Here is a 22388-nt window from a genome sequence, read left to right on the forward strand (position 1 = left end):
AGCGAAACGATGAGTCTGAACCTGGTAAGTGAGCAACTGCTGTCTGCGAATGGCTTAACCCATCAAGATCTGTTTTCCATTCTCGGTCAGTTATCAGAGCGTCGTCTTGACTATGGCGATCTCTATTTCCAGTCCAGCTATCATGAATCCTGGGTACTGGAAGACCGTATTATTAAAGATGGCTCCTACAATATTGACCAGGGAGTAGGTGTGCGTGCCATCAGCGGTGAAAAAACCGGTTTTGCCTATGCAGATCAGATTAGCCTGCTGGCGCTGGAACAAAGCAGCCATGCGGCACGCAGTATTGTCAGCGAGCAGGGTAATGGACGTACCCAAACCTTAGGTGCGGTACAGCACAGTGCGCTCTATACCAGCGTGGATCCGTTAACCAGTATGAGCCGTGAAGAAAAACTCGATATCCTGAAGCGTGTTGATAGCGTAGCGCGAGCTACCGACAGCCGTGTACAAGAAGTGACTGCGAGTCTGACAGGTGTCTATGAGCTTATCCTGGTCGCCGCAACAGATGGCACACTGGCCGCGGATATTCGCCCGTTAGTCCGTTTATCGGTCAGTGTTCAGGTTGAGCATGAAGGGAAACGTGAGCGTGGTTCAACCGGCGGCGGCGGTCGTTTCGGCTACGAGTACTTCCTGGAAAACGTTAACGGTGAAGTTCGTGCTGATGCCTGGGCAAAAGAAGCCGTGCGTATGGCTCTGGTGAATTTGTCTGCTATTGCCGCCCCTGCGGGTATGCTGCCAGTGGTTCTGGGTGCAGGCTGGCCTGGCGTATTACTGCATGAAGCCGTCGGTCATGGACTGGAAGGCGATTTCAACCGTCGCGGTACTTCAGTCTTTAGCGGAAAAATGGGTCAGCTGGTCTCTTCAGAGCTCTGTACTATTGTCGATGATGGCTCAATGCCGAATCGCCGTGGTTCAATCGCTATCGACGATGAAGGCGTGCCGGGTCAGTACAACGTGCTGATTGAAAACGGTATCCTGAAGAACTATATGCAGGACAAGATGAATGCGCGTCTGATGGGCGTGCCGCCGACCGGTAACGGTCGTCGTGAGTCCTATGCGCATTTACCGATGCCGCGCATGACCAACACCTATATGCTGGCAGGTAAGTCTACTCCGCAGGAAATTATCGAATCGGTAGAATATGGCCTCTATGCACCGAATTTTGGTGGCGGCCAGGTAGATATTACTTCCGGTAAATTCGTCTTCTCCACTTCTGAAGCTTATCTGATTGAAAATGGTAAAGTGACGAAACCGGTTAAAGGGGCAACCTTGATAGGATCCGGGATCGAAGCGATGCAGCAGATCTCTATGGTCGGTAACGATCTGGCGCTGGATCATGGCGTCGGTGTTTGTGGAAAAGAGGGGCAAAGTCTGCCAGTGGGAGTAGGCCAGCCTACCCTGAAAGTGGATAACCTGACTATCGGTGGAACTGCCTGATTCTGCACTGATGGGGCGGATTGAGTTTCGCCCCTGCTCCTGTCTTAGTAGTAAATAATCTCAAATTTCTCAAAATCCCTCTATTTTTAGCCTTTTCGCTATGCAATGGCACAAAAATTGATTTATATAGCATTTCGTGGATAACAGGTTTTTCATTACATTACTATAGTGTAATTAACGTAGCGTTAACCAAATCTTAGATTAATTCCAAGTTGTTTCTTATTGTAAACTGCTGTCGAGCGTCCTGCCTCCAGCACTATCTTTCAGGTCTAAAATGAGTCTGTTTCCCGTCATCGTAATATCTGGCCTTTCTTTTCCGCCAATATTTTTCGAGCTGATATTGTCGCTGGCACTATTCTGGATAGTTCGCCGGTTGCTGACCCCGACCGGTATTTATGACTTTGTCTGGCATCCGGCACTATTTAATACCGCCTTGTATTGCTGCCTTTTTTATTTGATTTCGCGTCTGTTTGCTTGAGGTCTTTGTGAAAATTTTCGTAAAAAACATCTCTCGTCCTGCGATAACTTTAGTGCTGGTGGTTCTGGCCTTCATCGCTATTTTTCGCGCATGGGCGTTTTATACCGAATCGCCCTGGACGCGTGATGCCCGCTTTTCTGCTGAAATTATTGCCATTGCACCGGATGTTTCTGGTCTTATCAGCGAAGTAAATGTTCGCGATAATCAGTTGGTGAAGAAAGATCAGGTGTTATTTGTCATCGACAGAGATCGCTATCAAAAAGCATTAACCGAAGCACAGGCCGACGTCGATTATTACCAGGCTTTAGTGACGGAAAAACGCCGCGAAGCGGGCAGGCGTAATAGTCTCGGCGCTAATGCTATATCGCGTGAAGAGATAGATCAGTCCAATAACGTACTGCAAACCGCTATCCATCAGTTAGCTAAATCACAAGCATTGCGCGACGTTGCTACTCTGGATCTACAACGTACTATCATTCGTGCTCCCGCTGATGGCTGGATAACCAACCTGAATGTCTATGCCGGCGAGTTTATTACCCGGGGTTCCACGGCTGTTGCCTTAGTCAAACAGAACTCATTTTATATTCTGGCCTATATGGAAGAGACGAAGCTTGACGGCATCCGTCCGGGATATCGGGTACAAATCACTCCTCTGGGAAGTAACCGCATTTTACGCGGAACTGTGGACAGTATTTCTGCCGGGGTCGCTAACTCAAGCAGTGTGAGTGATGCCAAAGGCATGGCGAGTATAGACTCTAATCTGGAGTGGGTACGTCTGGCCCAGCGAGTTCCGGTAAGAATTCATCTCGATGAGCAACAGGGAATTCTTTATCCTGCGGGAACCACTGCGACGGTGGTCGTTACTGAGAAACAAGATCTGGATACGGAGCATGATTCATTTTTTATGAAGCTTCTGCACCGCATTCGTGAGATCGGTTGAGTCAGCTAAGTATGTATCAGATTTCTACACTACATATTCGCTTTGCGATTAAGCTGGCTTTTGCCATTGTACTGGCGGTTTTCATTGGTTTTCATTTCAACCTTGAGACCCCGCGCTGGGCAGCGCTGACGGCGGCACTGGTTGCGGCCGGGCCTGCTTTTGCTGCCGGTGGTGAGCCTTATTCCGGGGCGATTCGTTATCGCGGTATGTTGCGTATTGTCGGGACCTTTATCGGCTGTGCCGCTGCCTTAATTATTATTATTTCACTGATTAGAGCGCCAGTTGTAATGTTACTGGCCTGCTGTTTATGGGCAGGTTTCTGTACCTGGATTTCATCTTTGGTACGTGTCGAAAACTCCTATGCCTGGGGGTTATCTGGCTATACCGCTTTAATCATTGTCATTAGTATCCATACCGTACCGCTCACAACCCCGCAATTCGCTATCGAGCGTTGCAGTGAGATAATTATCGGTATTGTCTGCGCCATTGTTGCAGACCTGCTCTTTTCCCCGCGTTCGATTAAACAAGAAATAGACAGAGAGCTGGATAGCTTGCTGGTGGAGCAGTATCGATTGATGCAGCTCTGTATTGCTCATGAAGATAAAGACGAAATCGATAAAAGCTGGGGGAATCTGGTTCGCCGGGTGACAGCATTAAACGGTATGCGCAGTAATCTGCAGATGGAGTCTTCGCGCTGGGAACGTGCTAACCGTCGTCTTAAAGCGATTAATACCCTTGCCTTGACACAAATTACTCAGGCTTGTGAAACCTTTCTGGTTCAGAATCTACGTCCGCTTGATATCACTCCTTCTCTCAGGCAAGTCTTTGCCACTAAAGTAGAAACGGCTGCAGATGTCCATAAGCAGTTGAAAAAACTCCGTCGACTCATTTCCGCTCTCGGAGAGAAGTCTACTCCGGTATCGATCGGTAGCTGGGTAGGGGCATCAACGCGCTATTTATTACTAAAACAGGGCGTTATTACACATGCCCCGATAAGCAGAGTAGAAGAGGAAATTTTACAGGACGAAGTGGTCATCAAAGTCGAGTCTGCCGAAGGGCATCACGCGATGATCAACTTCTGGCGAACCACTATTTCTTGCATGCTGGGCAGCCTGTTCTGGTTATGGACCGGCTGGACCTCGGGTAGCGGGGCGATGGTCATGATAGCCGTTGTGACATCGCTGGCCATGCGTCTGCCTAACCCTCGTATGGTAGCGCTGGATTTTGTCTACGGTATGTTAGCCGCACTCCCAATAGGGGCATTTTACTTTTTGGTTATTCTGCCTTCGACCCAGCAAAGTTTTCTGTTGCTCTGTATCAGCCTGGCGTTACTCGGTTTCTTCATCGGTATTGAGGTACAAAAACGGCGGCTTGGCTCTCTTGGTGCTCTGGCGGGGACGATTAATATCATTGTGCTGGATAACCCGATGACCTTCCATTTCAGTACCTTCCTTGATAGCGCTCTGGGGCAAATCGTCGGTAGTGTCCTGGCGCTGATGGTTATTTTGCTGGTTCGTGATAACTCGCAAGAGAGAACCGGGCGCACCTTGCTTAATCAATTTGTCTCGGCGGCGGTTTCTGCTCTGACGACCAATAAAACACGCCGTAATGAGAACCATCTGCCTGCTCTGTATCAGCAGCTCTTCTTATTACTGAGCCGCTTTCCTGGCGATATTGACCGCTATCGTCTGGCACTGACGCTGATAATTCTGCATCAGCGCCTGCGCGATGTGGCAATACCGGTCAATGGAGAGCTATCGGCTTTTCATCGTCAGTTACGCAAAACGGCAAACCGGGTTATTTCAGCGAATAATGACAGTAAACGGCAGCGTGAATACTTACTGCTGCTGGCCGAGCTGGATGTTTATGAGGAAAAATTACAGCAGTGGTCAGCGCCACCGCAGACCATAGAGCTGGTGCAGCGTCTGAGTCTGATATTACATAAATATCAGCACACGCTTATTAATGCCTGAGTGAAGTGATAGAAACGGGCTCCCCGCCATGTCTGATGGCGGGAATAGCAGAATAATTTACAATTCTTGCTCAAACAGGACCAGAATCGCTTCGTAAAGCTGTTTCACCGAGAAACTACTGGTGGGTGTGGTAAAAATCGTATCATCTCCAGCAATGGTGCCCAGAATGCCTTCGGATTTACCGAGGGAGTCGAGTAAACGGGCAATCAGCTGAGCAGCACCAGGACTGGTATGAATCACCACCACAGCACTGTTGTAGTCGATATCCAGAACCAGATTCTTTAACGGACTGGAGGTGGTGGGTACCCCTAATTCTGCTGGCAGACAGTAGACCATTTCCATTTTTGCATTACGTGTCCGTACCGCACCAAATTTGGTCAGCATGCGAGAAACTTTGGACTGATTAATATTTTCAAAGCCATCATTCTGCAAGGCCTGGACGATTTCTCCCTGCGAACTGAATTTCTCTTCCTTAAGCAAGGCCTTGAAAGCTTTAACTAATTCATCTTGTTTTGAAGGAATACGCATTATTCACCTGACAGAAGGGCGATAAAGAAAATTATTATGCGTTTTAATGAATTTTTATGCAAATAGCGAATGGTAAAGCCAGGTGAAAAAATCTTATAGAAACGAGGAATCTTATCAGATTTTGTTATCGACGAACATGCCTGGCTCACGACTTCAAAATAAGCATTAAAGTAAACCAAATGTTATTAAATTGATGTTGTTTTGATGTCTCCAGACGAGTAATGTAATCGCGGTTGATATAAACCACATCAGGTCGTGACCTGGCGTTATTCCACCTGGAAAGTAAGTGCAGTAAAACGTCGTCAGGATTTGTAATCTATCGCAATCTTGCAACGAAATAATTGTAATTACCCCCTCTCAGGATTATGGTCGCCATCGCAGGAAGTTACGGCATGATTTAGCTACCCATAATAAGGAGTTTTAGGATGAAAGTTGCAGTCCTCGGCGCGGCAGGTGGTATTGGCCAGGCGCTTGCCCTTCTACTCAAGACCCAACTGCCTTCAGGTTCAGAACTCTCTCTGTATGATATCGCACCGGTAACCCCAGGGGTTGCGGTTGATCTGAGCCACATCCCTACCGATGTGAAAATCCAGGGTTTCTCTGGTGAAGACGCAACACCTGCGTTGGTAGGTGCGGACGTTGTCTTGATTTCTGCTGGCGTCGCACGTAAACCAGGTATGGATCGTTCAGACCTGTTTAATGTGAATGCCGGTATTGTGAGAAATCTGATTCAGCAGGTGGCAGTAACTTGCCCGAAAGCTTTAATCGGAATCATCACTAACCCAGTGAACACCACTGTCGCTATCGCTGCTGAAGTACTGAAAAATGCTGGCGTTTACGACAAGAATAAACTGTTCGGGATAACTACCCTGGATATTATCCGCTCAAATACTTTTGTTGCGGAACTGAAGGGTAAAAAACCAACTGAAATCGACGTTCCGGTTATCGGTGGCCACTCAGGCGTGACTATTCTGCCTCTGCTGTCCCAGATCCCAGGCGTAAGCTTTACCGAGCAGGAAGTCGCTGACCTGACTAAACGTATCCAGAATGCGGGTACTGAAGTGGTTGAAGCTAAGGCCGGTGGCGGTTCAGCAACCTTGTCCATGGGACAAGCGGCTGCACGCTTTGGTCTGTCGCTGGTGCGCGCACTGCAAGGTGAAAGCAATGTCGTTGAATGTGCTTATGTAGAAGGTGACGGCAAATATGCCCGTTTCTTCTCTCAGCCACTGCTGTTAGGTAAAAACGGTATTGCAGAGTATCAAGCCATTGGTACCCTGAGCGCTTATGAGCAAGACGCTCTGACCGGTATGCTGGATACTCTGAAGAGTGACATCAAGCTGGGCGAAGAGTTTGTGAAGTAAGCCTTAATCTTATCAACGCTGAGGCAAATCTGTTTTCAGCGTTGATAATAAAATAAAAAGGGAAAAACACTGTTTTTCCCTTTTTATGTTTGAAAATCAACCTTCTGGATATTCCTGAATAGTAACCGGCAAAGTCAGCTTTTTATCTTCGCGCATGATTTCAACGTCAACCACAGAGCCCGGGCGAATTTCTGCGACCTGATCCATCGTTTCCAGCCCCGAAATAGCCGGTTTATGATTAACTGATATAATCAAATCTTTGACGCGGATACCTGCGTTAGCAGCTGGCCCGTTCTCTGTAATTTCTCCGACCATAATGCCTTGTAGTCGCTCAATACCGGTAGCCGATGGATTTCGTGACGCGTAATCCATACCGTTAATACCGATAAAGCCGCGGATCACCCGACCATCACGAATGATCTTTTCCATGATTTTGGTTGAAAGTGCGGTTGGAATAGCAAAGCCAATCCCCTCAGGCGTTTCACCGTCATTACTTTTATCAAATGACAGGGTATTAATACCAATCAGTTCACCCAGAGAGTTGACCAGTGCTCCGCCAGAGTTTCCCCGGTTAATCGAGGCATCAGTCTGTAAAAAGGATTGTCTGCGAGAAGTGCTCAGGCCTATGCGTCCGGTAGCACTAATTATCCCCTGGGTTACGGTCTGACCGAGGTTATACGGGTTACCAATAGCCAGCACTACGTCACCAATATGCGGCTGTCGTTTGCTATTGATAGGGATAGTGGGAAGATTAGTGGCATCAATTCTTAATATTGCAAGGTCTGTCAGACTGTCAGAACCGACCAATAAGGCTTCAAAGATACGGCCATCTTGCAGTGCAACAATGATTTGATCGGCATCATTGATGACGTGTTTGTTGGTTATGATATAGCCGCGGGCGTCCATAATCACGCCAGAGCCGAGCGTTTTTATATGTAATTCTGGCTGGCCATTATTTCCAGTGCTGCGATTATAGACATTAACGACAGCTGGAGCTGCACGACGTACTCCCGAGTTATAGCTCACCGGGGTTTCATCGGTGCTGTCAAAGGCTGATGGGGTAAGCGGGCTAATTGTCTGCCGGAGTGAAGGTATTGTGAATAACAATAAACCAGCAACGACTAACCCTATCACCACTGAACGAAGTATCTTCAGAAGCATAGCGTTTTATTAAGTTATCAGAGAGGACGGTAGAGTAGCATAAGTGAAACGGGCAGGCTGAGCTGACATGCCCGTTTCGCGATTAATCTTAACGCGCCATGATATACAGGCTGTTGTCACCACGAATAATATGCAAGGCAATAATGGCAGGTTTGGTATCTATAATTTTACGCATTTCTACCAGATTTTGGACCGGTTCACGGTTAATCGCGACAATAACGTCATCTTTCTGCAACCCTATCAACGCCGCAGGTGAACCCTTCTCTACATTTTCCAGCAGAACACCTTTCGTTCCGTCTTTTGACTGGCCATCACCGAATGAAGCTCCCTGTAGTGCAGGTAAAACGGACTCCAGGCTGATAGTCGACTCCGGGCTCTTATCAAGAGTCACGTCGACGTTAAGTGGTTTTCCATCACGTAACAGACCGAGTTTAACCACGGTGCCGGGTTCTGTGGTGGCAATTTTGCTACGTAATTCAGCAAAGCTTTGAATCGTTTTTCCGTTCAGGCTAGTGATAACATCGCCCGCTTTGACGCCCGCTTTTGCCGATCCAGAGTCAGGAATCACTTCGCTGATAAAGGCACCGCGCTGGGTATTGAGTTTAAACGCTTTAGCAATATCAGCATTCAGCTCTGTGCCTTTAATTCCGAGTAAGCCACGTTTAGCTTCACCGTACTGGATAAGCTGTTTAACCAGGGTTTGCGCCATATTGCTGGGAATAGCAAAACCAATACCGACGTTACCTCCGCCAGGGGCCAGTATCGCGGTATTAATACCAATCAGTTCACCGTTGAGGTTAACCAGTGCCCCACCAGAGTTCCCCTGATTAATGGCGGCATCGGTCTGAATAAAGTTTTCCAGCCCTTCTAAATTCAGCCCGCTACGCCCCAGCGCAGAAACAATCCCTGAGGTTGCCGTTTGCCCAAGGCCAAATGGGTTGCCTACTGCAACCGTAAAATCGCCGACCCGCAGAGCGTCAGAATCAGCCACCTTAATTTCTTTTAAATCTTTAGCATCTTGTAACTGCAGCAAAGCGATATCACTTTGCTTATCACTACCGATAGCTTTGGCATCAAACTCGCGATCGTCATTGAGTTTAATTTTGATTTTATCTGCGCCATCAATCACGTGGTTATTGGTCAGGATATAACCATTTTTGGCATCAATAATGACACCTGAACCTAAGCCACCCAGACCACGCGGCGGTTTTCTTAATGGGTTTGCTAACTCAGGACCCGCAGCAGGTGCGCTGCGCTCAACTTGTACGCTGACAACCGCAGGAAGAACTTTTTCAAGCATCGGAGCCAGGCTGGGTAATACTTGCTGTTGTGAGGGGACATCTGTCGACGTTGATGCAAAAACCAGAGGCGAAGCGCTGAGTGTCACACCGATACTTAACGCTAATGCACTTAACAGCCGTATTTGTTTTTTCATTAGATGCAGGCTCTCATAACAATAAGAAAAGGGGACACAATATAGATTGCGATAGTATGACTTCCAGATACAGAATTCAGATAGCCGATACACAGACAAGCTGTAATCCAACTATCTGAATGAAGATAACACCAGGGCTGCTAAATCCCCCGAGCAAGATGCAGGTTAGTCGCGTTTTGCTCCGCTACGCAATAAACCAGAAGCACCTTCCGAGTAATCGCGTGGGATCTGAACCGGTGCTTGATCGTTGCTTGCTTCTGATTCATTAAGACGCGTGCGGAACGGGTTCGTTTCTGCGGTCATACCCGGCAACAAGCTGCTGGAGCTTTTTGCCATATGCTGATAAAGCTGGCGATAATCACCGGCCATTTTGTCCAGTAACTCTGCACTATGTGCAAAATGACTGACAAGCTCTTCACGATATTCTTCAAGTTCTTTTTTGCTTGCTTCCAGTTCATATTGAAGGTTTTGTTGTTGGCGCAGTTTACGATTGCCAAAACGCATCGCAGTGGCGCCAATTATCAGGCCCACAACCAATCCAATAAGCGCATATTCCCAAGTCATGAACATCTCCCGTTGTCTTGTGATTCCATTGGGTACTTTAGCCACTATAACCGTTAATTTAAGAGAAGTGGAATCTTGCCGCAGCTTCGCTTAGGGTAGAACGGCCTTTTTTCGACAACTGTAGTAAACAGCTATCCGATTTTAAAGGAAATACTAGGATACCATGCAAAATATCTCTCCCCTATCATGCTACCAGCAAACCTTGTTACAAGGTGATTATCAGCCTGATGATGTGCAACTGAATGCCATAACCCAACTGGATACAATATGGCAGCAGTTTACCTCACAAAAACCTGAGCCCGCGGCAGACAGCCTGCGTGTACGATTTAGCAAACTGCTGGGTAAAAGTCGCGTTTCGGCGGTGCAAGAGCCCGTCCGGGGTCTGTATATGTGGGGTGGTGTCGGCCGGGGAAAAACCTGGCTGATGGATATGTTTTTCCAAAGCTTGCCTGGTGAACGTAAGTTAAGGCTGCATTTTCACCGTTTCATGTTACGGGTTCATGAAGAACTGACTCAGTTGCAGGGCCAAAGCGATCCGCTGGAGAAAGTGGCGGACAGTTTCAAAGCTGAAACCGATATTTTGTGTTTTGATGAGTTTTTTGTCTCGGATATCACGGATGCCATGCTGTTAGGTACCCTGATGAAAGCACTCTTCGCCCGGGGTATTTCATTAGTGGCGACATCGAATATTCCTCCTGATGAGCTGTATCGTAATGGCTTGCAACGGGCTCGTTTCTTACCGGCAATCGAGGCTATCAAACAGTATTGCGATGTCATGAATGTCGATGCAGGTATCGATTACCGGCTGAGAACGTTGACCCAGGCACATATCTGGCTGTCACCGCTTAATCAGCAGACGAACGGGCAGATGGAAAAACTTTACACCGCACTGACAGGCACACCACGTGAGGCCGGGCCCGTGATAGAGATTAACCATCGGCCGTTAGCAACACTGGGTATCGCGAACCAAACCCTGGCGGTGGATTTTTCAACGCTGTGTGTCGATGCCCGTAGTCAGCATGATTACATTGCCCTGTCGCGCCAGTTCCATACGGTGATGCTGTTTAATGCGCCAGTGATGGATACCAGGAACGAAAATGAAGCCCGGCGCTTTATTGCGCTGGTGGATGAATTTTATGAACGGCATGTCAAACTGATTGTTTCTGCACAAACCGATCTTTTCGATATTTATCAAGGTGAAAGGCTTAAATTTGAATTCCAGCGGTGCTTATCGCGGCTACAAGAAATGCAAAGTGAGGAGTATTTACGCCTGGAGCATATGCCTTAAATATTTATTTAGAGAAGAAAGGATAAATTAGGGTCGATTTTTGACAGCGACTTCTCTATAATCTTGCGACCCCACGTTACAACCAAAGTTTTTTTCCCAAAACTTTTGTCGTGCCGGCATAGGCTATTCGAAGGGGTAGGTTTGCTGGACAATGTCGTGTGAGCCTCAACTGATTTTAAGCGTTTGGGTGTTCACCAACGTGTAACTATATATTGGGTAAGCTTTTAATGAAAACTTTTACAGCTAAACCAGAAACCGTACAGCGCGACTGGTATGTTGTTGACGCTGCTGGTAAGACCTTAGGTCGTCTGGCTACTGAATTGGCTAGCCGTTTACGCGGTAAGCATAAAGCGGAATATACTCCGCACGTTGATACTGGTGATTACATTATCGTTCTGAACGCAGAAAAAATTGCTGTAACTGGCAATAAGCGTACTGATAAAGTGTATTACCGTCACACTGGCTATGTCGGTGGTATCAAACAAGCGACCTTTGAAGAGATGATTGCTCGTCATCCTGAGCGTGTGATTGAGATCGCGGTTAAAGGCATGCTGCCAAAGGGTCCACTGGGCCGTGCTATGTTCCGTAAACTGAAAGTTTACGCAGGCAACGAGCACAACCACGCGGCACAGCAACCGCAAGTTCTTGACATTTAATCGGGATTATAGGCAATGGCTGAAAATCAATACTACGGCACTGGTCGCCGCAAAAGTTCTGCAGCTCGTGTTTTTATCAAACCGGGCAGTGGTAAAATCATCATTAACCAACGTTCTTTAGAACAGTACTTCGGTCGCGAAACTGCCCGCATGGTAGTTCGTCAGCCGCTGGAATTGGTTGATATGGTTGAGAAGTTTGACCTGTACATCACTGTTAAAGGTGGTGGTATCTCTGGTCAGGCTGGTGCTATCCGTCACGGTATCACCCGTGCGCTGATGGAATATGATGAGTCTCTGCGTTCTGAACTGCGTAAAGCTGGTTTCGTTACCCGTGATGCTCGTCAGGTTGAACGTAAGAAAGTCGGTCTGCGTAAAGCACGTCGTCGTCCTCAGTTCTCCAAGCGTTAATTGTTCTCTGCAAAATTTGCAGAACAACAATGGACAGCAGACAAACACCGAAGAGTTTCTCTTCGGTGTTTTTTTTTACCGGAAAGATAAAAAAGCCGATATCAGAAAACTGATACCGACTGATAGATAGCTGTTTCATCAAGGGATAAGGGACATCAGCGTACCGGCTGTTTCTCCAGAACGTTCTTCTTACTGCGTACCATTTCCTCGGCACTAATGCCCGGCAGTTCTATCTTCAGCACATAAGTCAGAAAAGCGTAGATAACAGCTCCTGTCATCATCGAAACAATGACTCCAAGGCTTGCTGAAGCGAATACGCTGTCACGTGTTTCTGGTGTTAGCAAGAAACCGACCAAATGAGCAATATAAGGGTCGCTCGAAGTTATAGTGCCAGTCCCGACAATAGTGGCAATCAATAAGGAGAGCAGTGCAGTCCAGCGGCCATTTCTGCCACCGTAACCCGCTCTATTCGCCATGACTACTTCCCAGCCCAGACGTCTCTGTCGGTAAAAATCGACGAGCTGGATAGCTCCTGCCGAGCCCATAACAACGCCAATAGCTACCAGGAACGACTGGAAAGTGGCAAGGAATGAATCTGAGATAAACATCAGGTAAAACGCGCCCAAACCGATAATAATCGCATTGATCGTGGTGGTAGCCGCACGGCTGACAGGGATCCCCATCGCCAGCAAGGCAAGCCCTGAGCTATAGACTCCGGTAATGGCAGCAGAGAGCAGAGAGACGATAATAACAATCGAAAAAGGCACATAAAACCAGAGTGGCAGTAAATCTGTTAAAGAGGTAATCGGAGAGTTCGCCGCCGCGGCACTGAGAGCCGGGTTACTGTCAGCAAGGAAAGCGCCGAGCATCAGTAAAATACTGACCGGCAGAGCGATACCTGAAGTCGTCCAGAAGATGACCTTTGAGGCTGGCGTCTTACTCGGTAAGTAACGAGCAAAATCACCACCGTAGTTCAGGAAACCTAGCCCCACCATGGTCATCGCCAGTACGACACCACCAATCCAGGTGAATAAGTCCCCATGAACAGCGGTCTGACCAATTTTGTCCCAGTGAATATGTGGCACGATTAAGAACACAAAGACAATACTCATTAAGCCGGTGACCCAGGCGATGTACTTCTCAACTTGCATAATCAACTGATGGCCATAAACAGCGACTGACAGGGTTAATGCCAGGATCAAAGCAAACCAGCCTAGAACACAGACTAATGCTGGCTGACCATCGGCCAGCGCAAAAATACTCGGCCATAGTTTAGCGGTTAAGGCGGCTCCAGTGGTCGAAGCCAGTGTAATCAGGGTAATTTTCCAGCCCATATTTGAAATATAGGCAAACAGTGTCGGGAACTTATTACCATGATAACCAAAACAAAAACGCGTCTGCGTTAGTGTTGGCAGACCGGTGCGAGGTCCGCCAACGGCCAGGATACCGACCAGAAAGCATGACAGCAAATAACCAATAATACCGGCACTGATAGCCTGCCAGACACTCAGTCCGAGTGAGTAAACATAAATTCCATAGGTGATGCCGAGAATAGAGACATTCCATGAGAACCAGACAGGGAAAAGCCCGGAAGCATGACCATAACGTTCAGATTCAGGTACAGCATTGACGCCATTAGATTCAACTTTCAGAGCGGTAGTGGCTGGTTTTGACGTGGTATTTTTCATTCAAGAGCCCTTATGGAATGCTCGCTATAAACCGCAGTTTCTAAAGCGAGCTCAATCATTTGGTCTAGTGTGGTTTGTTGTTGCAAAGCCGGGACTTCTTCCCCTGTCAGACTATTAATGCAGGGTGTCAGCAGGCTCAGTGCTTTTGCCCGATACTGTGCCGCAACAGTAAACAGGGCTGAGGTTTCCATTTCGACGGCAATAATATTCATCTTGTTTAATATCTGCAGCATGCCTTCGGGTTTGTCATACAGCAGATCGTTGGTGAAAGTATTACCAAAATGGGTTGGGATATTACGTCGCTGTGCAACATCCCAGCACTGACGCAGTAATTCGAAGTCAGGAACGGCGGCATAGTCATAGCCACCAAAACGATCGCGGTTAACCGAAGAAGAGGTTCCTGCCCCGGTTGCAACGACTACATTCTGCAGATTAGGGTTCTCACCGATGACACCGCAGGTTCCTATGCGAATCAGCTTTTTAACGTTAAAAAAATTAATTAATTCATAGGTATAGATAGAAATGGACGGAACGCCCATGCCATGTGCCATGATTGATACGGGCTGGCCACGGTAGTAACCGGTAAAACCAAACATATTGCGGGCATCACAGACTCGTTTTGCATTATCTAAATAGGCTTCTGCAATATACTGGGCCCGCAATGGGTCCCCGGGCATGATAACGGTTTCAGCAAAATCACTTGGACTGGCATTAATATGTGGTGTCATCAGACTCTCTCTCCTCACTGAGTTCAGGAGTACATTAGAAAGAGTCGCTGATTGAGAAAAAGGCAAATGTCCGGGTCTACCCGACCGGGATCACAAAATTGATTTTTCACCAGAATTAGGTCTCCGATACAGAGTTAACTCTTTGCCGGAAAGGTAGAATGCCGACAATACGCGTGGGCAGTTTCTTATTTCATTTTTCGCTCTTATTTTTTCAGAGGGCATAGCTCTGCTGGAATATTCGCTATGGGAGCAATAAGCTCAGATTTCGGGTTAACTGTGAACGGCTTTATATGTCGGAGGTCGGAATAGATGAATACTCTTCAGCAACATGCTCTGCGAGGTTATCAAACCCTGCGTGAAGCGGTGCTATCGGCGCCGTTAAAAAAAAAGAGTTTGGCCCTGGCGAAGCTATTTTACGCCAGGGCGAAGAGATAAAAGCGTTGTACTGGATAATGCTGGGTGAGTACACCATGCATTACCATGCCGATAATGGAAAAGTCTTCAGTCTCGGGCAGCGTTTTGTCAGTGATACCATTATTGGTGAAATTGAGTTTCTGACTCAGACGCCAAGTCAGTTTTCAGTTATTGCGAATGATGCGATGACGGTACAGGTTATTCCGTTAGCGATGATGGAGAAAATTTTACTGACACACCCCGAGGTGGGTATTTGGTTAAGCCAGCTGCTTTCTATCAGTTATCAGCATGGTATGGCAAAAACGATGGAGCGTTTTTTACAACCGCTGGTATTTAATATCATGGCAGATATTTATGAACGTTATCGGCAACAGAAACCTTTAGTCGATTTTTCTCAGGTCTATCGGGAAGCTGAACGTTTTGGTTGTTCAGAGCGTAATTATCGTCGAGCAATCACTCAGCTGATTGATGAACAGTTTATTCGTAAGCAGTTCAATGAGTATATTATTTGTGATGTAGAGAAATTTAGAAAAGCACTGAACTCCCCTGTGAATATCTCTGGGAGGTAATGGAGTAATATTATAATTAAATGCACCGAAAAATATTTATTTTATTTTTTATTGGTAATTTTATGCAATGTTATGAGATGCGATAAGAATTATTCTTAACGATATAACCACACTAATAGTGTGGTTAGTGTTTTTTTAGATATTTTTATGCACAGATTAATAATCATTACTAAGAATTATCCGGGTGATATTAATATTAAATTGGCATAACGACCATCATTTTTATAGAGATGTAATATCAGGCTGTTGAAAATTTTGTCGAATTAACCATCTGCTTTCATATTTTTTAAACAAAGCACTGTTTGCTTATATTTAAATTAATGTTTTATTTTATTTTGCAACCTTTTTATTTCAATTGAAAACAATGGGTTGTAAAATGTTAACGTTAAATTTTTTATTAAAAAACATCGGAATTACATATTTTTAATACATTTAACATTTCAATTTCATTATTATTTTTTATATGAAAATTTGCAAAAATTAAATTTTTTTACTATCTTTTAAATGTAATAAATAATAATCAATTTATTACTGTGTTTAATGGCGAAGGTTTTATTTATATTAAAAATAGCGACTATTTAATTATCCATATAGTCTTTCCCTGACGCGTAAATATATTTATGTGTGGGCGCTATTTATTATACCCTTAATAAGGGGGACGGAGTTATCATGAATAAAAAAATTATTGCTCTTGGGGTTTTACTGTCTGCAACAGCATCAGCATCCGCTTTTGCTGCTTCAGATAATACTATTACATTCCAGGGCGAAGTAGCAGACCAAACCTGTCAAGTTTCTATCAATGGCAACGCGGGTTCACCGGTAGTTTTATTACCCACAGTCAGAGCTAATGATTTACTTACAGCAGGACAGTCTGCAGGTGATACCACATTTGAGGTTGGTGTGACCGGTTGTACCGCAAATGATACTAATGATATTAAAGTATCTACCGTATTTGTCGGTAATATTGTGACAAAAGATGGTAACTTAGGAAATACCGGTACTGCCAAAAATGTAGAAATACAGATTGCGGATGGGCTTAAACCTGCCACTGCGATTGATTTTAGTAAAGGTTCATATACAGGTGCAGGAGATTTAACTATCACCTCATCTAAAGATGCAGAAAATCCTAATACCTCTGCAAGCCATGAATATATTGCATCATATTTCTCTACAGGAGGTGCAACTGTCGGTTCAGTCGCAGCATCCTTACAATATGCTGTAACGTATCAATAATATTAATACCGGAAGATATTCTTCCGGTATTTTTTGATTAACTCCTTAAATAACGGTTGTGCTGATATGCTAAAATATATGAAATTAATACTAATAATGATCGCTGCATTATTTTTAAATAATTTTGTTTCTTTTCATGTTAATGCCAGTGTCGTTATGACAGGAACAAGAATTATTTACAATGAAGGCTCTCGTTCTGTTGATGTCGATCTGAGAAATGATACCAATATTCCCTATGTTATCCAAACATGGTTTGATAAAGGTATCATGACCAGTGGTCCGGACGAAAAAGTAAAGGTGCCTTTTGTTGCAACACCGTCTATTTTCCGTATGAATCCTAATGGTGGTCAGGTTCTTAAAATAACTTATTTAGGTGATGCAAAACTGCCAGCTGATAAAGAGTCCGTTTTTTATTTTAATTTCATACAGATTCCTCCATCTAATTTAAACGCTGGCGTTTCTGATTCTAATAAGATGTTTGTTATTTTAAGAAATAGAGTTAAATTATTTTATCGTCCAGCATCTTTATTATCACTCGAAAGAAATAAATTTCCCGATCTTACTGTTACTCAGGCAGCTGGTTCCGCTTCGGCAGTAAGTGTGAAAAATAATACGCCTTTTTATGTCACAATTAGTGATATCTATTTTTTAAGTAATGGGAAAAAATCGGCTTCTGAATCAGGTATGATTGCACCATTTGGAAACGAAGTGTTTAAATTCTCTAAATCCAGCACCATTAAAGGAAAAACAGTTAATATAATAGTGCTCAATGATCAAGGGGCCAGGATTAATGAAAGTTATTCATTATAATAAAACTGAACCCGATCGTTTTTTTGTCTTTAGCAAGATTATAATTGCGATGGGGATTATTTATTCATCATCATTATTCGCTAATGATTTTTACTTCGACTCTAATTTACTTCAGGGTTCATCCTCAGGGATGGATATGACAAAATTTAATAATGATGATAAAAATGTCGCGCCTGGCGTATATTTTCTTGATGTTTATGTTAATGATGAAGTCATTGCTACTAATGAAGAGGTCACGGTAAAAAAAAATCCCTCCGATAAGGATGAACAGTGCTTAAATGAGCCGCTTATCAAAGCATTGAGAGAGAAAGTAACGAGCGATGAGTTTAATAGCACTGATGGATGCCTCAGTGAACCCTCAGATAAAGGATATTTTAATTCTACAATAGACTTGTCATCGTCTCGTCTTAATATATCCATACCTCAATCCAAGTTAATCAAACATCCTCGGGGCTACATTCCAGCCAGTCTCTGGGATGAGGGTTCATTTGCCATTTTTCTAAAACATAATACTAATGTTACACGTACTGATAATTCAAAATTGAAATATCACTATGATTATCTGTGGAGCAATATTAATTCTGGGACCAATGTTGGATTATGGCAAATCAGACATATAGGTAATTTGCGTTACTCTTCAAATAGTTATGCTGGCAGTCAGTATAAATATAATACCGTCAGAACCTGGGTTCAAAGACCTATTGAAGCCATTGAAAGCATTCTTTCCCTTGGTGATGTTTTTACCGGGAATAGTTTGTTTGGTAGCTTATCCTTTAATGGTGTGAAGCTAGAGAAAGACAATAGAATGCTGCCCCAGAGCAGCCGCTCCTATGCTCCTCAGGTCAGGGGAGTTGCGGCGAGTTCTGCGCGCGTGGTTATCCGCCAGCAAGGTAGCGTGATTTATCAAACATCAGTCCCTCCTGGTCCTTTTGTTATTAATGATTTATATAATACAAAAAGTCAGGGCGATTTACTGGTGGAAGTTATTGATGCTGATGGTAAAGTCTCTAATTTTACCGTTCCCTATGCCTCTGTTCCGGAGTCGATTCGCCCGGGAAACACTGATTATTCCTTTTCGGTAGGTAGAGTCAGAAACTTCAGCAATGTTAAGAATGAATTTGCTGAGCTGACGTTACAGCAGGGTTTATCCAATATGTTTACCATGAACAGTGGTTTACGTATCGCGAATAAATATCAGGCGCTACTTTTTGGTGGTGTGATCGCCTCAAGAATGGGTGCCTTTGGTATTAATACCACTTATTCGCGCGCTAAAGTTGAAAGAAATCAATCTGAATCTGGCTGGCGATTCGAAGCAAACTACAGTAAAAGTTTTGAGACGGGTACCAATCTGGTTCTGGCAACCTATCGGTATTCAACCAATGGATTCAGAGATTTACAGGATGTTTTAGGTGTCAGGCGAGAGCTGGATAACGGCGAAAATTATTGGTCAGATACGATTAAACAAAAAAATAAAATATCATTAACTGTAAGCCAGACTTTCGATGCTCAGGGAACACTTAGTCTGTATGGCAGTATCGCAGATTATTATGGTGGCCGCGGTAGCATAAAACAGTTACAGCTTTCATACGGTAATGACTGGCATGATATTAACTACAGTATCAATGTCTCCCGGCAACAAAGTGTGATGACCAGCGGGCGCTATTTTTACAGCGTCGATGATTCTGATTATGATTCATCAAACAATAGAAAATATATAGAGAATACGGTTTCATTGAACCTGTCAATACCCTTAAATATCAGGAAAAACGTCTCTAATCTTTCACTGAGTATGAGTGGGGATAGAGAATCCAATAATAGTCAGTTAGGACTGAGTGGATCTGCTGGCGAAAATAGTAATACGACCTATTCATTATATGCCGGTGCGGAAAAATATAAAAATAGCAGTGCCTCATCGACCTGGGGTGGCGCTGTTCAGCAGAATACGTCATTAGGAAGCGTCAGAGGTAATATTTCTGGTGGCGGTGATTATAAACAATACGGGGCAGGATATTCGGGAACGATTGTCGCTCATAGTGGCGGTGTTACCGTCGGGCCTTATGTGAGCGATACCTTTGCGATTATTCATGCTGCAGGTGCTAAAGGTGCGGTTGTTCAGAATGGTCAGGGAGCAACAATAGACCGCTTTGGCTATGCGATTTATCCGTCAATGTCACCTTATCAATATAATAATATTAGTTTAGATCCTAAAAATATTGACCCGAACGTTGAGTTAAAAGGCGGTAGCCAGCGTGTTGTTCCTTACTCCGGCGCTATTCCAAAAATTGAGTTTGAATCACGTTATGGCTATGCCTTATTAATAACAACACTTCCTGATGGCGAGTTACCGCCAATGGGAGCGGAAGTTTTTGATAAAGACGGCAAACAAATTGGCATGGTGGGGCAGGGCGGCCAAATTTATGCCCGCGTACCTGATATGTCCGGAACGATTTTTGTTAAGTGGGGGCAGAAAAATTCCCATGGCTGTAATCTTAAATATGCAATACCCACTCAAGATGACAAAACACTGTCTCAGCTGAATTTATCCTGCGATAAGGATTAATAAATATGAAAATTCACTATCAAAGAAATATAAAGAAATTTTCTCTGGTCTTTTTATCCGTATTAATAAGCTGGAGTTTTAACGGATATGCGGCAGGGACAGCAGGAAAGTGCGAGCGCGTTACTGCCATAAAAGCATTATCTTCATCAGCCATTGCTGCGGGTTATACCGCACAAAACTGGAGTGGGGCCGGTGACTCCGCCTCTCAATCGAGTTTAGGTCTTCCTAATATTGTGAGTGTTAGCTCGCTGACCTCATTTCAGCCCGGGGGTACGCTTCTGGCGAGTTCTGTCGCAACTTTTCTTACCTCCGGTCATACCGTAGCCTATGACCCAAAACAAATTCTTTTCAAATGTGATGCTGCAGCTACTAATGATGGCTTATTTGAATTCTACGCGACCAACGGGGATGATGATTATGGCGGTAAATATGAGACAGCCGAAGTACCAGGAGCTTACTTTACTTATGTACAAAACGTTGCGATCCGATTAACTAACTTAACCACCGGAGAATATTACTCCCGTTACTGGAAGTCGCGTCAATTACCTAAAGGCGATCTGTATTCTGATGGCACCTATACCTATGTTCCTGCCAGTGCTTTCAGTAATGTCTTTGTTGAACTTTTTAAAGTTGATGAGGTAAGCCGTAATCCAAATAATAAGCGGGTATATCTCTACGGTAGAAATCAGCCAGCAGGGTATATCGCGTTTAAAGGCGGCGGTCGTAGCCCTAACCTGGTGAATAATGCTGACCATAACTCTAATCACTCAGGTTTCTCTGCAGCCTGGCCTGCAGGCTGGTCACTGACTAACTATGTCACCTTTGTAAGAGGCGCATCATGCAAAGTGAATGACTATCCATCCAGAGTATTGATACCCAAAATTACGGTAAATGAGCTCAGCCAGGGAAATACCAGCCGGGCTAACTTTACTGTAAGCCTCGAGTGTGAGTCAGGGGCAGCTTCCAGCACGGCGCCTTCTACCGACGGTAGTAAGGGGTCCGCCAATGTCGCAATGGGATTTTTGGTTAATCAACCCACTGCTGTCAGTAAGGCCAAAGCGTTGAAATTGTCTAACAGCAGTGGTGCTTTAACCTGGTTGCTGGACACGAATTATGGCACTAATGGACAAGCAGCTGGCGTGGGGATCAGAATTTTAGATAAAAATGACAGGTACCTTAATTTACTTCCGGCAAAAACATCTTTTGGTAGAGGCAATACTGCCGGATGGTATGGTTTTAAAGACTTATTGACGTTATCTGGCTCCGGAAGATCTTCAGATGTTTACACCGGAAACTTTACTGCTGAGTTAGGGACGATTCCTAATCAAAAAGTAACGGCGGGAGCGGTAAATGCACAGTTACAAGTTTTTGTTAGTTTTCAATAAATTGACCAGAAATATCACATTGTTCTGTCTGCCTTTTTTATGCTGTATTACGCATTCATTTGCAGTCGTGAATGTTGAAGGAACCAGAGCGGTATTCAATAGTGGTGACAATGTTATTTCTATGAGATTAGTTAATTCTGGAAATGAGCCATCGGTTGTTCAGATATGGACAGATGATGGCGATCCGCTAGCGAATCCCCAGGACAGCAGAACCCCGGTGATTGCGCTTCCACCCGTATTCAGTATCCAGCCTGGTGAGATAAAAAGCGTTAAATTACAGTTAGTGTCACCGGATAAGATACTGAAAGACAGAGAGTCACTTTACTGGTTGAATATTTACCAGATCCCTCCTCGTTCTAAGACGGATGATGCAGAGCAGCACGTTTTTTTACCTCTGCGATTTCGTTTGAAGGTATTTGTTCGTCCGGAGAATATCCCGGTTTTGGAAGAAGAGGATGGAAAAAAACTCAATTTTTCCGTTATTCGTGTGAATGATAAAGAGACGTTAGCCATTAAAAATCCCACTCCATGGCATATGAATATTGGTGAGCTGAATATTGATGGCGAAGTATTTGGTGGGCTGGTTGTCAGTCCGTACAGTGACGGTCAGGTGACGCTGAGCGACAGAAGCAAAAGAGCGAACTCTATTCAGTACAGTATTATCAATGATGACGGGAATAAATGGTTTTATCCGTGAGGATAACCGACTCGCCTGTTATATTCGGGCTTATCGGTTATCTTGATTCAATGCCTG

The 22388-nt window shown here is 44.8% G+C and carries 20 protein-coding genes; 14 read left to right on the top strand and 6 right to left on the bottom strand.

Features of this window, described 5'->3' with window-relative positions:
• Positions 1-9 precede the first annotated feature (9 nt).
• From tldD to aaeB, 4 genes are all read left to right on the top strand, one after another.
• Positions 10-1455 (top strand): metalloprotease TldD, encoded by a 1446-nt coding sequence (gene tldD, locus M2387_RS18745; protein ID WP_259051607.1) that lies wholly within the window; start codon positions 10-12, stop codon positions 1453-1455.
• A 274-nt stretch (positions 1456-1729) separates the two neighbouring features.
• Positions 1730-1933 (top strand): p-hydroxybenzoic acid efflux pump operon protein AaeX, encoded by a 204-nt coding sequence (gene aaeX / locus M2387_RS18750; RefSeq protein ID WP_259051608.1) that lies wholly within the window; start codon positions 1730-1732, stop codon positions 1931-1933.
• Positions 1934-1940: 7 nt separating this feature from the next.
• Entirely contained in the window at positions 1941-2873 is a 933-nt protein-coding gene (gene aaeA, locus M2387_RS18755; protein WP_259051610.1) for a p-hydroxybenzoic acid efflux pump subunit AaeA, read from the top strand.
• Positions 2874-2884: 11 nt separating this feature from the next.
• Complete coding sequence (gene aaeB, locus M2387_RS18760) at positions 2885-4846, top strand: p-hydroxybenzoic acid efflux pump subunit AaeB (protein WP_259051612.1); 1962 nt, start codon at positions 2885-2887, stop codon at positions 4844-4846.
• A gap of 57 nt (positions 4847-4903) precedes the next feature.
• Here the strand turns inward: aaeB and argR are convergent, their stop codons facing one another.
• Positions 4904-5374, bottom strand: a complete 471-nt coding sequence (gene argR / locus M2387_RS18765) for a transcriptional regulator ArgR (RefSeq protein ID WP_259051615.1) — start codon at positions 5372-5374, stop codon at positions 4904-4906.
• A 425-nt stretch (positions 5375-5799) separates the two neighbouring features.
• Between argR and mdh the strand changes: the two genes are divergently transcribed.
• The gene (mdh, locus tag M2387_RS18770; protein WP_259051617.1) at positions 5800-6735 is read left to right on the top strand and encodes a malate dehydrogenase; all 936 of its coding nucleotides are present in this window, start codon (positions 5800-5802) and stop codon (positions 6733-6735) included.
• A 96-nt stretch (positions 6736-6831) separates the two neighbouring features.
• On the opposite strand, the gene degS is transcribed toward mdh, so the two are convergent.
• The 3 genes from degS to zapG form a co-directional block, all read right to left on the bottom strand.
• Positions 6832-7896, bottom strand: a complete 1065-nt coding sequence (degS, locus tag M2387_RS18775) for an outer membrane-stress sensor serine endopeptidase DegS (RefSeq protein WP_259051620.1) — start codon at positions 7894-7896, stop codon at positions 6832-6834.
• An 88-nt stretch (positions 7897-7984) separates the two neighbouring features.
• The gene (locus M2387_RS18780) at positions 7985-9331 is read right to left on the bottom strand and encodes a Do family serine endopeptidase (protein ID WP_259051622.1); all 1347 of its coding nucleotides are present in this window, start codon (positions 9329-9331) and stop codon (positions 7985-7987) included.
• Between the two features lie 165 nt (positions 9332-9496).
• On the bottom strand, positions 9497-9895 hold the full coding sequence (zapG, locus tag M2387_RS18785; RefSeq protein ID WP_259051624.1) for a Z-ring associated protein ZapG: 399 nt from the start codon (positions 9893-9895) through the stop codon (positions 9497-9499).
• Between the two features lie 163 nt (positions 9896-10058).
• Between zapG and zapE the strand changes: the two genes are divergently transcribed.
• The 3 genes from zapE to rpsI all read left to right on the top strand — a co-directional run bounded on the left by zapE (position 10059) and on the right by rpsI (position 12247).
• Positions 10059-11183, top strand: coding sequence for a cell division protein ZapE (gene zapE, locus M2387_RS18790; RefSeq protein ID WP_259051625.1), 1125 nt, complete (start codon positions 10059-10061; stop codon positions 11181-11183).
• Between the two features lie 227 nt (positions 11184-11410).
• Positions 11411-11839 carry a 50S ribosomal protein L13 gene (gene rplM / locus M2387_RS18795; RefSeq protein ID WP_259051626.1) on the top strand — a complete coding sequence of 143 codons (429 nt, stop codon included), beginning with the start codon at positions 11411-11413 and terminating at the stop codon, positions 11837-11839.
• Positions 11840-11854: 15 nt separating this feature from the next.
• Positions 11855-12247, top strand: a complete 393-nt coding sequence (gene rpsI, locus M2387_RS18800) for a 30S ribosomal protein S9 (RefSeq protein ID WP_259051627.1) — start codon at positions 11855-11857, stop codon at positions 12245-12247.
• A 155-nt stretch (positions 12248-12402) separates the two neighbouring features.
• Here rpsI and M2387_RS18805 read toward each other — a convergent pair whose 3' ends face one another.
• A complete protein-coding gene (locus M2387_RS18805) occupies positions 12403-13935 on the bottom strand; it encodes a purine-cytosine permease family protein (protein WP_259051628.1) in 1533 nt (510 codons plus the stop codon).
• Positions 13932-14663 (bottom strand): purine-nucleoside phosphorylase, encoded by a 732-nt coding sequence (gene deoD, locus M2387_RS18810; protein ID WP_259051629.1) that lies wholly within the window; start codon positions 14661-14663, stop codon positions 13932-13934. The genes M2387_RS18805 and deoD overlap by 4 nt, the downstream gene beginning before the upstream one ends.
• Positions 14664-15103: 440 nt before the next feature.
• Here deoD and M2387_RS18815 point away from each other — a divergent pair, with 440 nt between their 5' ends.
• The 6 genes from M2387_RS18815 to M2387_RS18840 all read left to right on the top strand — a co-directional run bounded on the left by M2387_RS18815 (position 15104) and on the right by M2387_RS18840 (position 22331).
• A complete protein-coding gene (locus M2387_RS18815) occupies positions 15104-15646 on the top strand; it encodes a Crp/Fnr family transcriptional regulator (RefSeq protein ID WP_259051631.1) in 543 nt (180 codons plus the stop codon).
• A gap of 669 nt (positions 15647-16315) precedes the next feature.
• Entirely contained in the window at positions 16316-16879 is a 564-nt protein-coding gene (locus M2387_RS18820; protein WP_259051632.1) for a fimbrial protein, read from the top strand.
• A gap of 66 nt (positions 16880-16945) precedes the next feature.
• Entirely contained in the window at positions 16946-17689 is a 744-nt protein-coding gene (locus tag M2387_RS18825) for a fimbria/pilus periplasmic chaperone (protein ID WP_259051634.1), read from the top strand.
• Positions 17670-20249, top strand: a complete 2580-nt coding sequence (locus M2387_RS18830; RefSeq protein ID WP_409040084.1) for a fimbrial outer membrane usher protein — start codon at positions 17670-17672, stop codon at positions 20247-20249. The genes M2387_RS18825 and M2387_RS18830 overlap by 20 nt, the downstream gene beginning before the upstream one ends.
• Positions 20250-20254: 5 nt before the next feature.
• Positions 20255-21634, top strand: coding sequence for a fimbrial usher protein StbD (gene stbD, locus M2387_RS18835; protein WP_259051636.1), 1380 nt, complete (start codon positions 20255-20257; stop codon positions 21632-21634).
• On the top strand, positions 21600-22331 hold the full coding sequence (locus M2387_RS18840) for a fimbria/pilus periplasmic chaperone (RefSeq protein ID WP_259051638.1): 732 nt from the start codon (positions 21600-21602) through the stop codon (positions 22329-22331). Before stbD ends, M2387_RS18840 begins: the two co-directional genes overlap by 35 nt.
• The last annotated feature ends 57 nt before the right edge of the window (positions 22332-22388 follow it).

The organism is Klebsiella sp. BIGb0407 (assembly GCF_024807845.1).
GTDB lineage: Bacteria > Pseudomonadota > Gammaproteobacteria > Enterobacterales > Enterobacteriaceae > JGM124.

Bases quoted from the DNA above. Each gene is read 5' to 3' on its own strand.
- tldD (WP_259051607.1), top strand. From the start codon at position 10: ATGAGTCTGAACCTGGTAAGTGAGCAACTGCTGTCTGCGAATGGCTTA.
- aaeX (WP_259051608.1), top strand. From the start codon at position 1,730: ATGAGTCTGTTTCCCGTCATCGTAATATCTGGCCTTTCTTTTCCGCCA.
- aaeB (WP_259051612.1), top strand. From the start codon at position 2,885: ATGTATCAGATTTCTACACTACATATTCGCTTTGCGATTAAGCTGGCT.
- argR (WP_259051615.1), bottom strand. From the start codon at position 5,374: ATGCGTATTCCTTCAAAACAAGATGAATTAGTTAAAGCTTTCAAGGCC.
- mdh (WP_259051617.1), top strand. From the start codon at position 5,800: ATGAAAGTTGCAGTCCTCGGCGCGGCAGGTGGTATTGGCCAGGCGCTT.
- degS (WP_259051620.1), bottom strand. From the start codon at position 7,896: ATGCTTCTGAAGATACTTCGTTCAGTGGTGATAGGGTTAGTCGTTGCT.
- M2387_RS18780 (WP_259051622.1), bottom strand. From the start codon at position 9,331: ATGAAAAAACAAATACGGCTGTTAAGTGCATTAGCGTTAAGTATCGGT.
- zapG (WP_259051624.1), bottom strand. From the start codon at position 9,895: ATGACTTGGGAATATGCGCTTATTGGATTGGTTGTGGGCCTGATAATT.
- zapE (WP_259051625.1), top strand. From the start codon at position 10,059: ATGCAAAATATCTCTCCCCTATCATGCTACCAGCAAACCTTGTTACAA.
- rplM (WP_259051626.1), top strand. From the start codon at position 11,411: ATGAAAACTTTTACAGCTAAACCAGAAACCGTACAGCGCGACTGGTAT.
- rpsI (WP_259051627.1), top strand. From the start codon at position 11,855: ATGGCTGAAAATCAATACTACGGCACTGGTCGCCGCAAAAGTTCTGCA.
- M2387_RS18805 (WP_259051628.1), bottom strand. From the start codon at position 13,935: ATGAAAAATACCACGTCAAAACCAGCCACTACCGCTCTGAAAGTTGAA.
- deoD (WP_259051629.1), bottom strand. From the start codon at position 14,663: ATGACACCACATATTAATGCCAGTCCAAGTGATTTTGCTGAAACCGTT.
- M2387_RS18820 (WP_259051632.1), top strand. From the start codon at position 16,316: ATGAATAAAAAAATTATTGCTCTTGGGGTTTTACTGTCTGCAACAGCA.
- M2387_RS18825 (WP_259051634.1), top strand. From the start codon at position 16,946: ATGCTAAAATATATGAAATTAATACTAATAATGATCGCTGCATTATTT.
- M2387_RS18830 (WP_409040084.1), top strand. From the start codon at position 17,670: ATGAAAGTTATTCATTATAATAAAACTGAACCCGATCGTTTTTTTGTC.
- stbD (WP_259051636.1), top strand. From the start codon at position 20,255: ATGAAAATTCACTATCAAAGAAATATAAAGAAATTTTCTCTGGTCTTT.
- M2387_RS18840 (WP_259051638.1), top strand. From the start codon at position 21,600: ATGCACAGTTACAAGTTTTTGTTAGTTTTCAATAAATTGACCAGAAAT.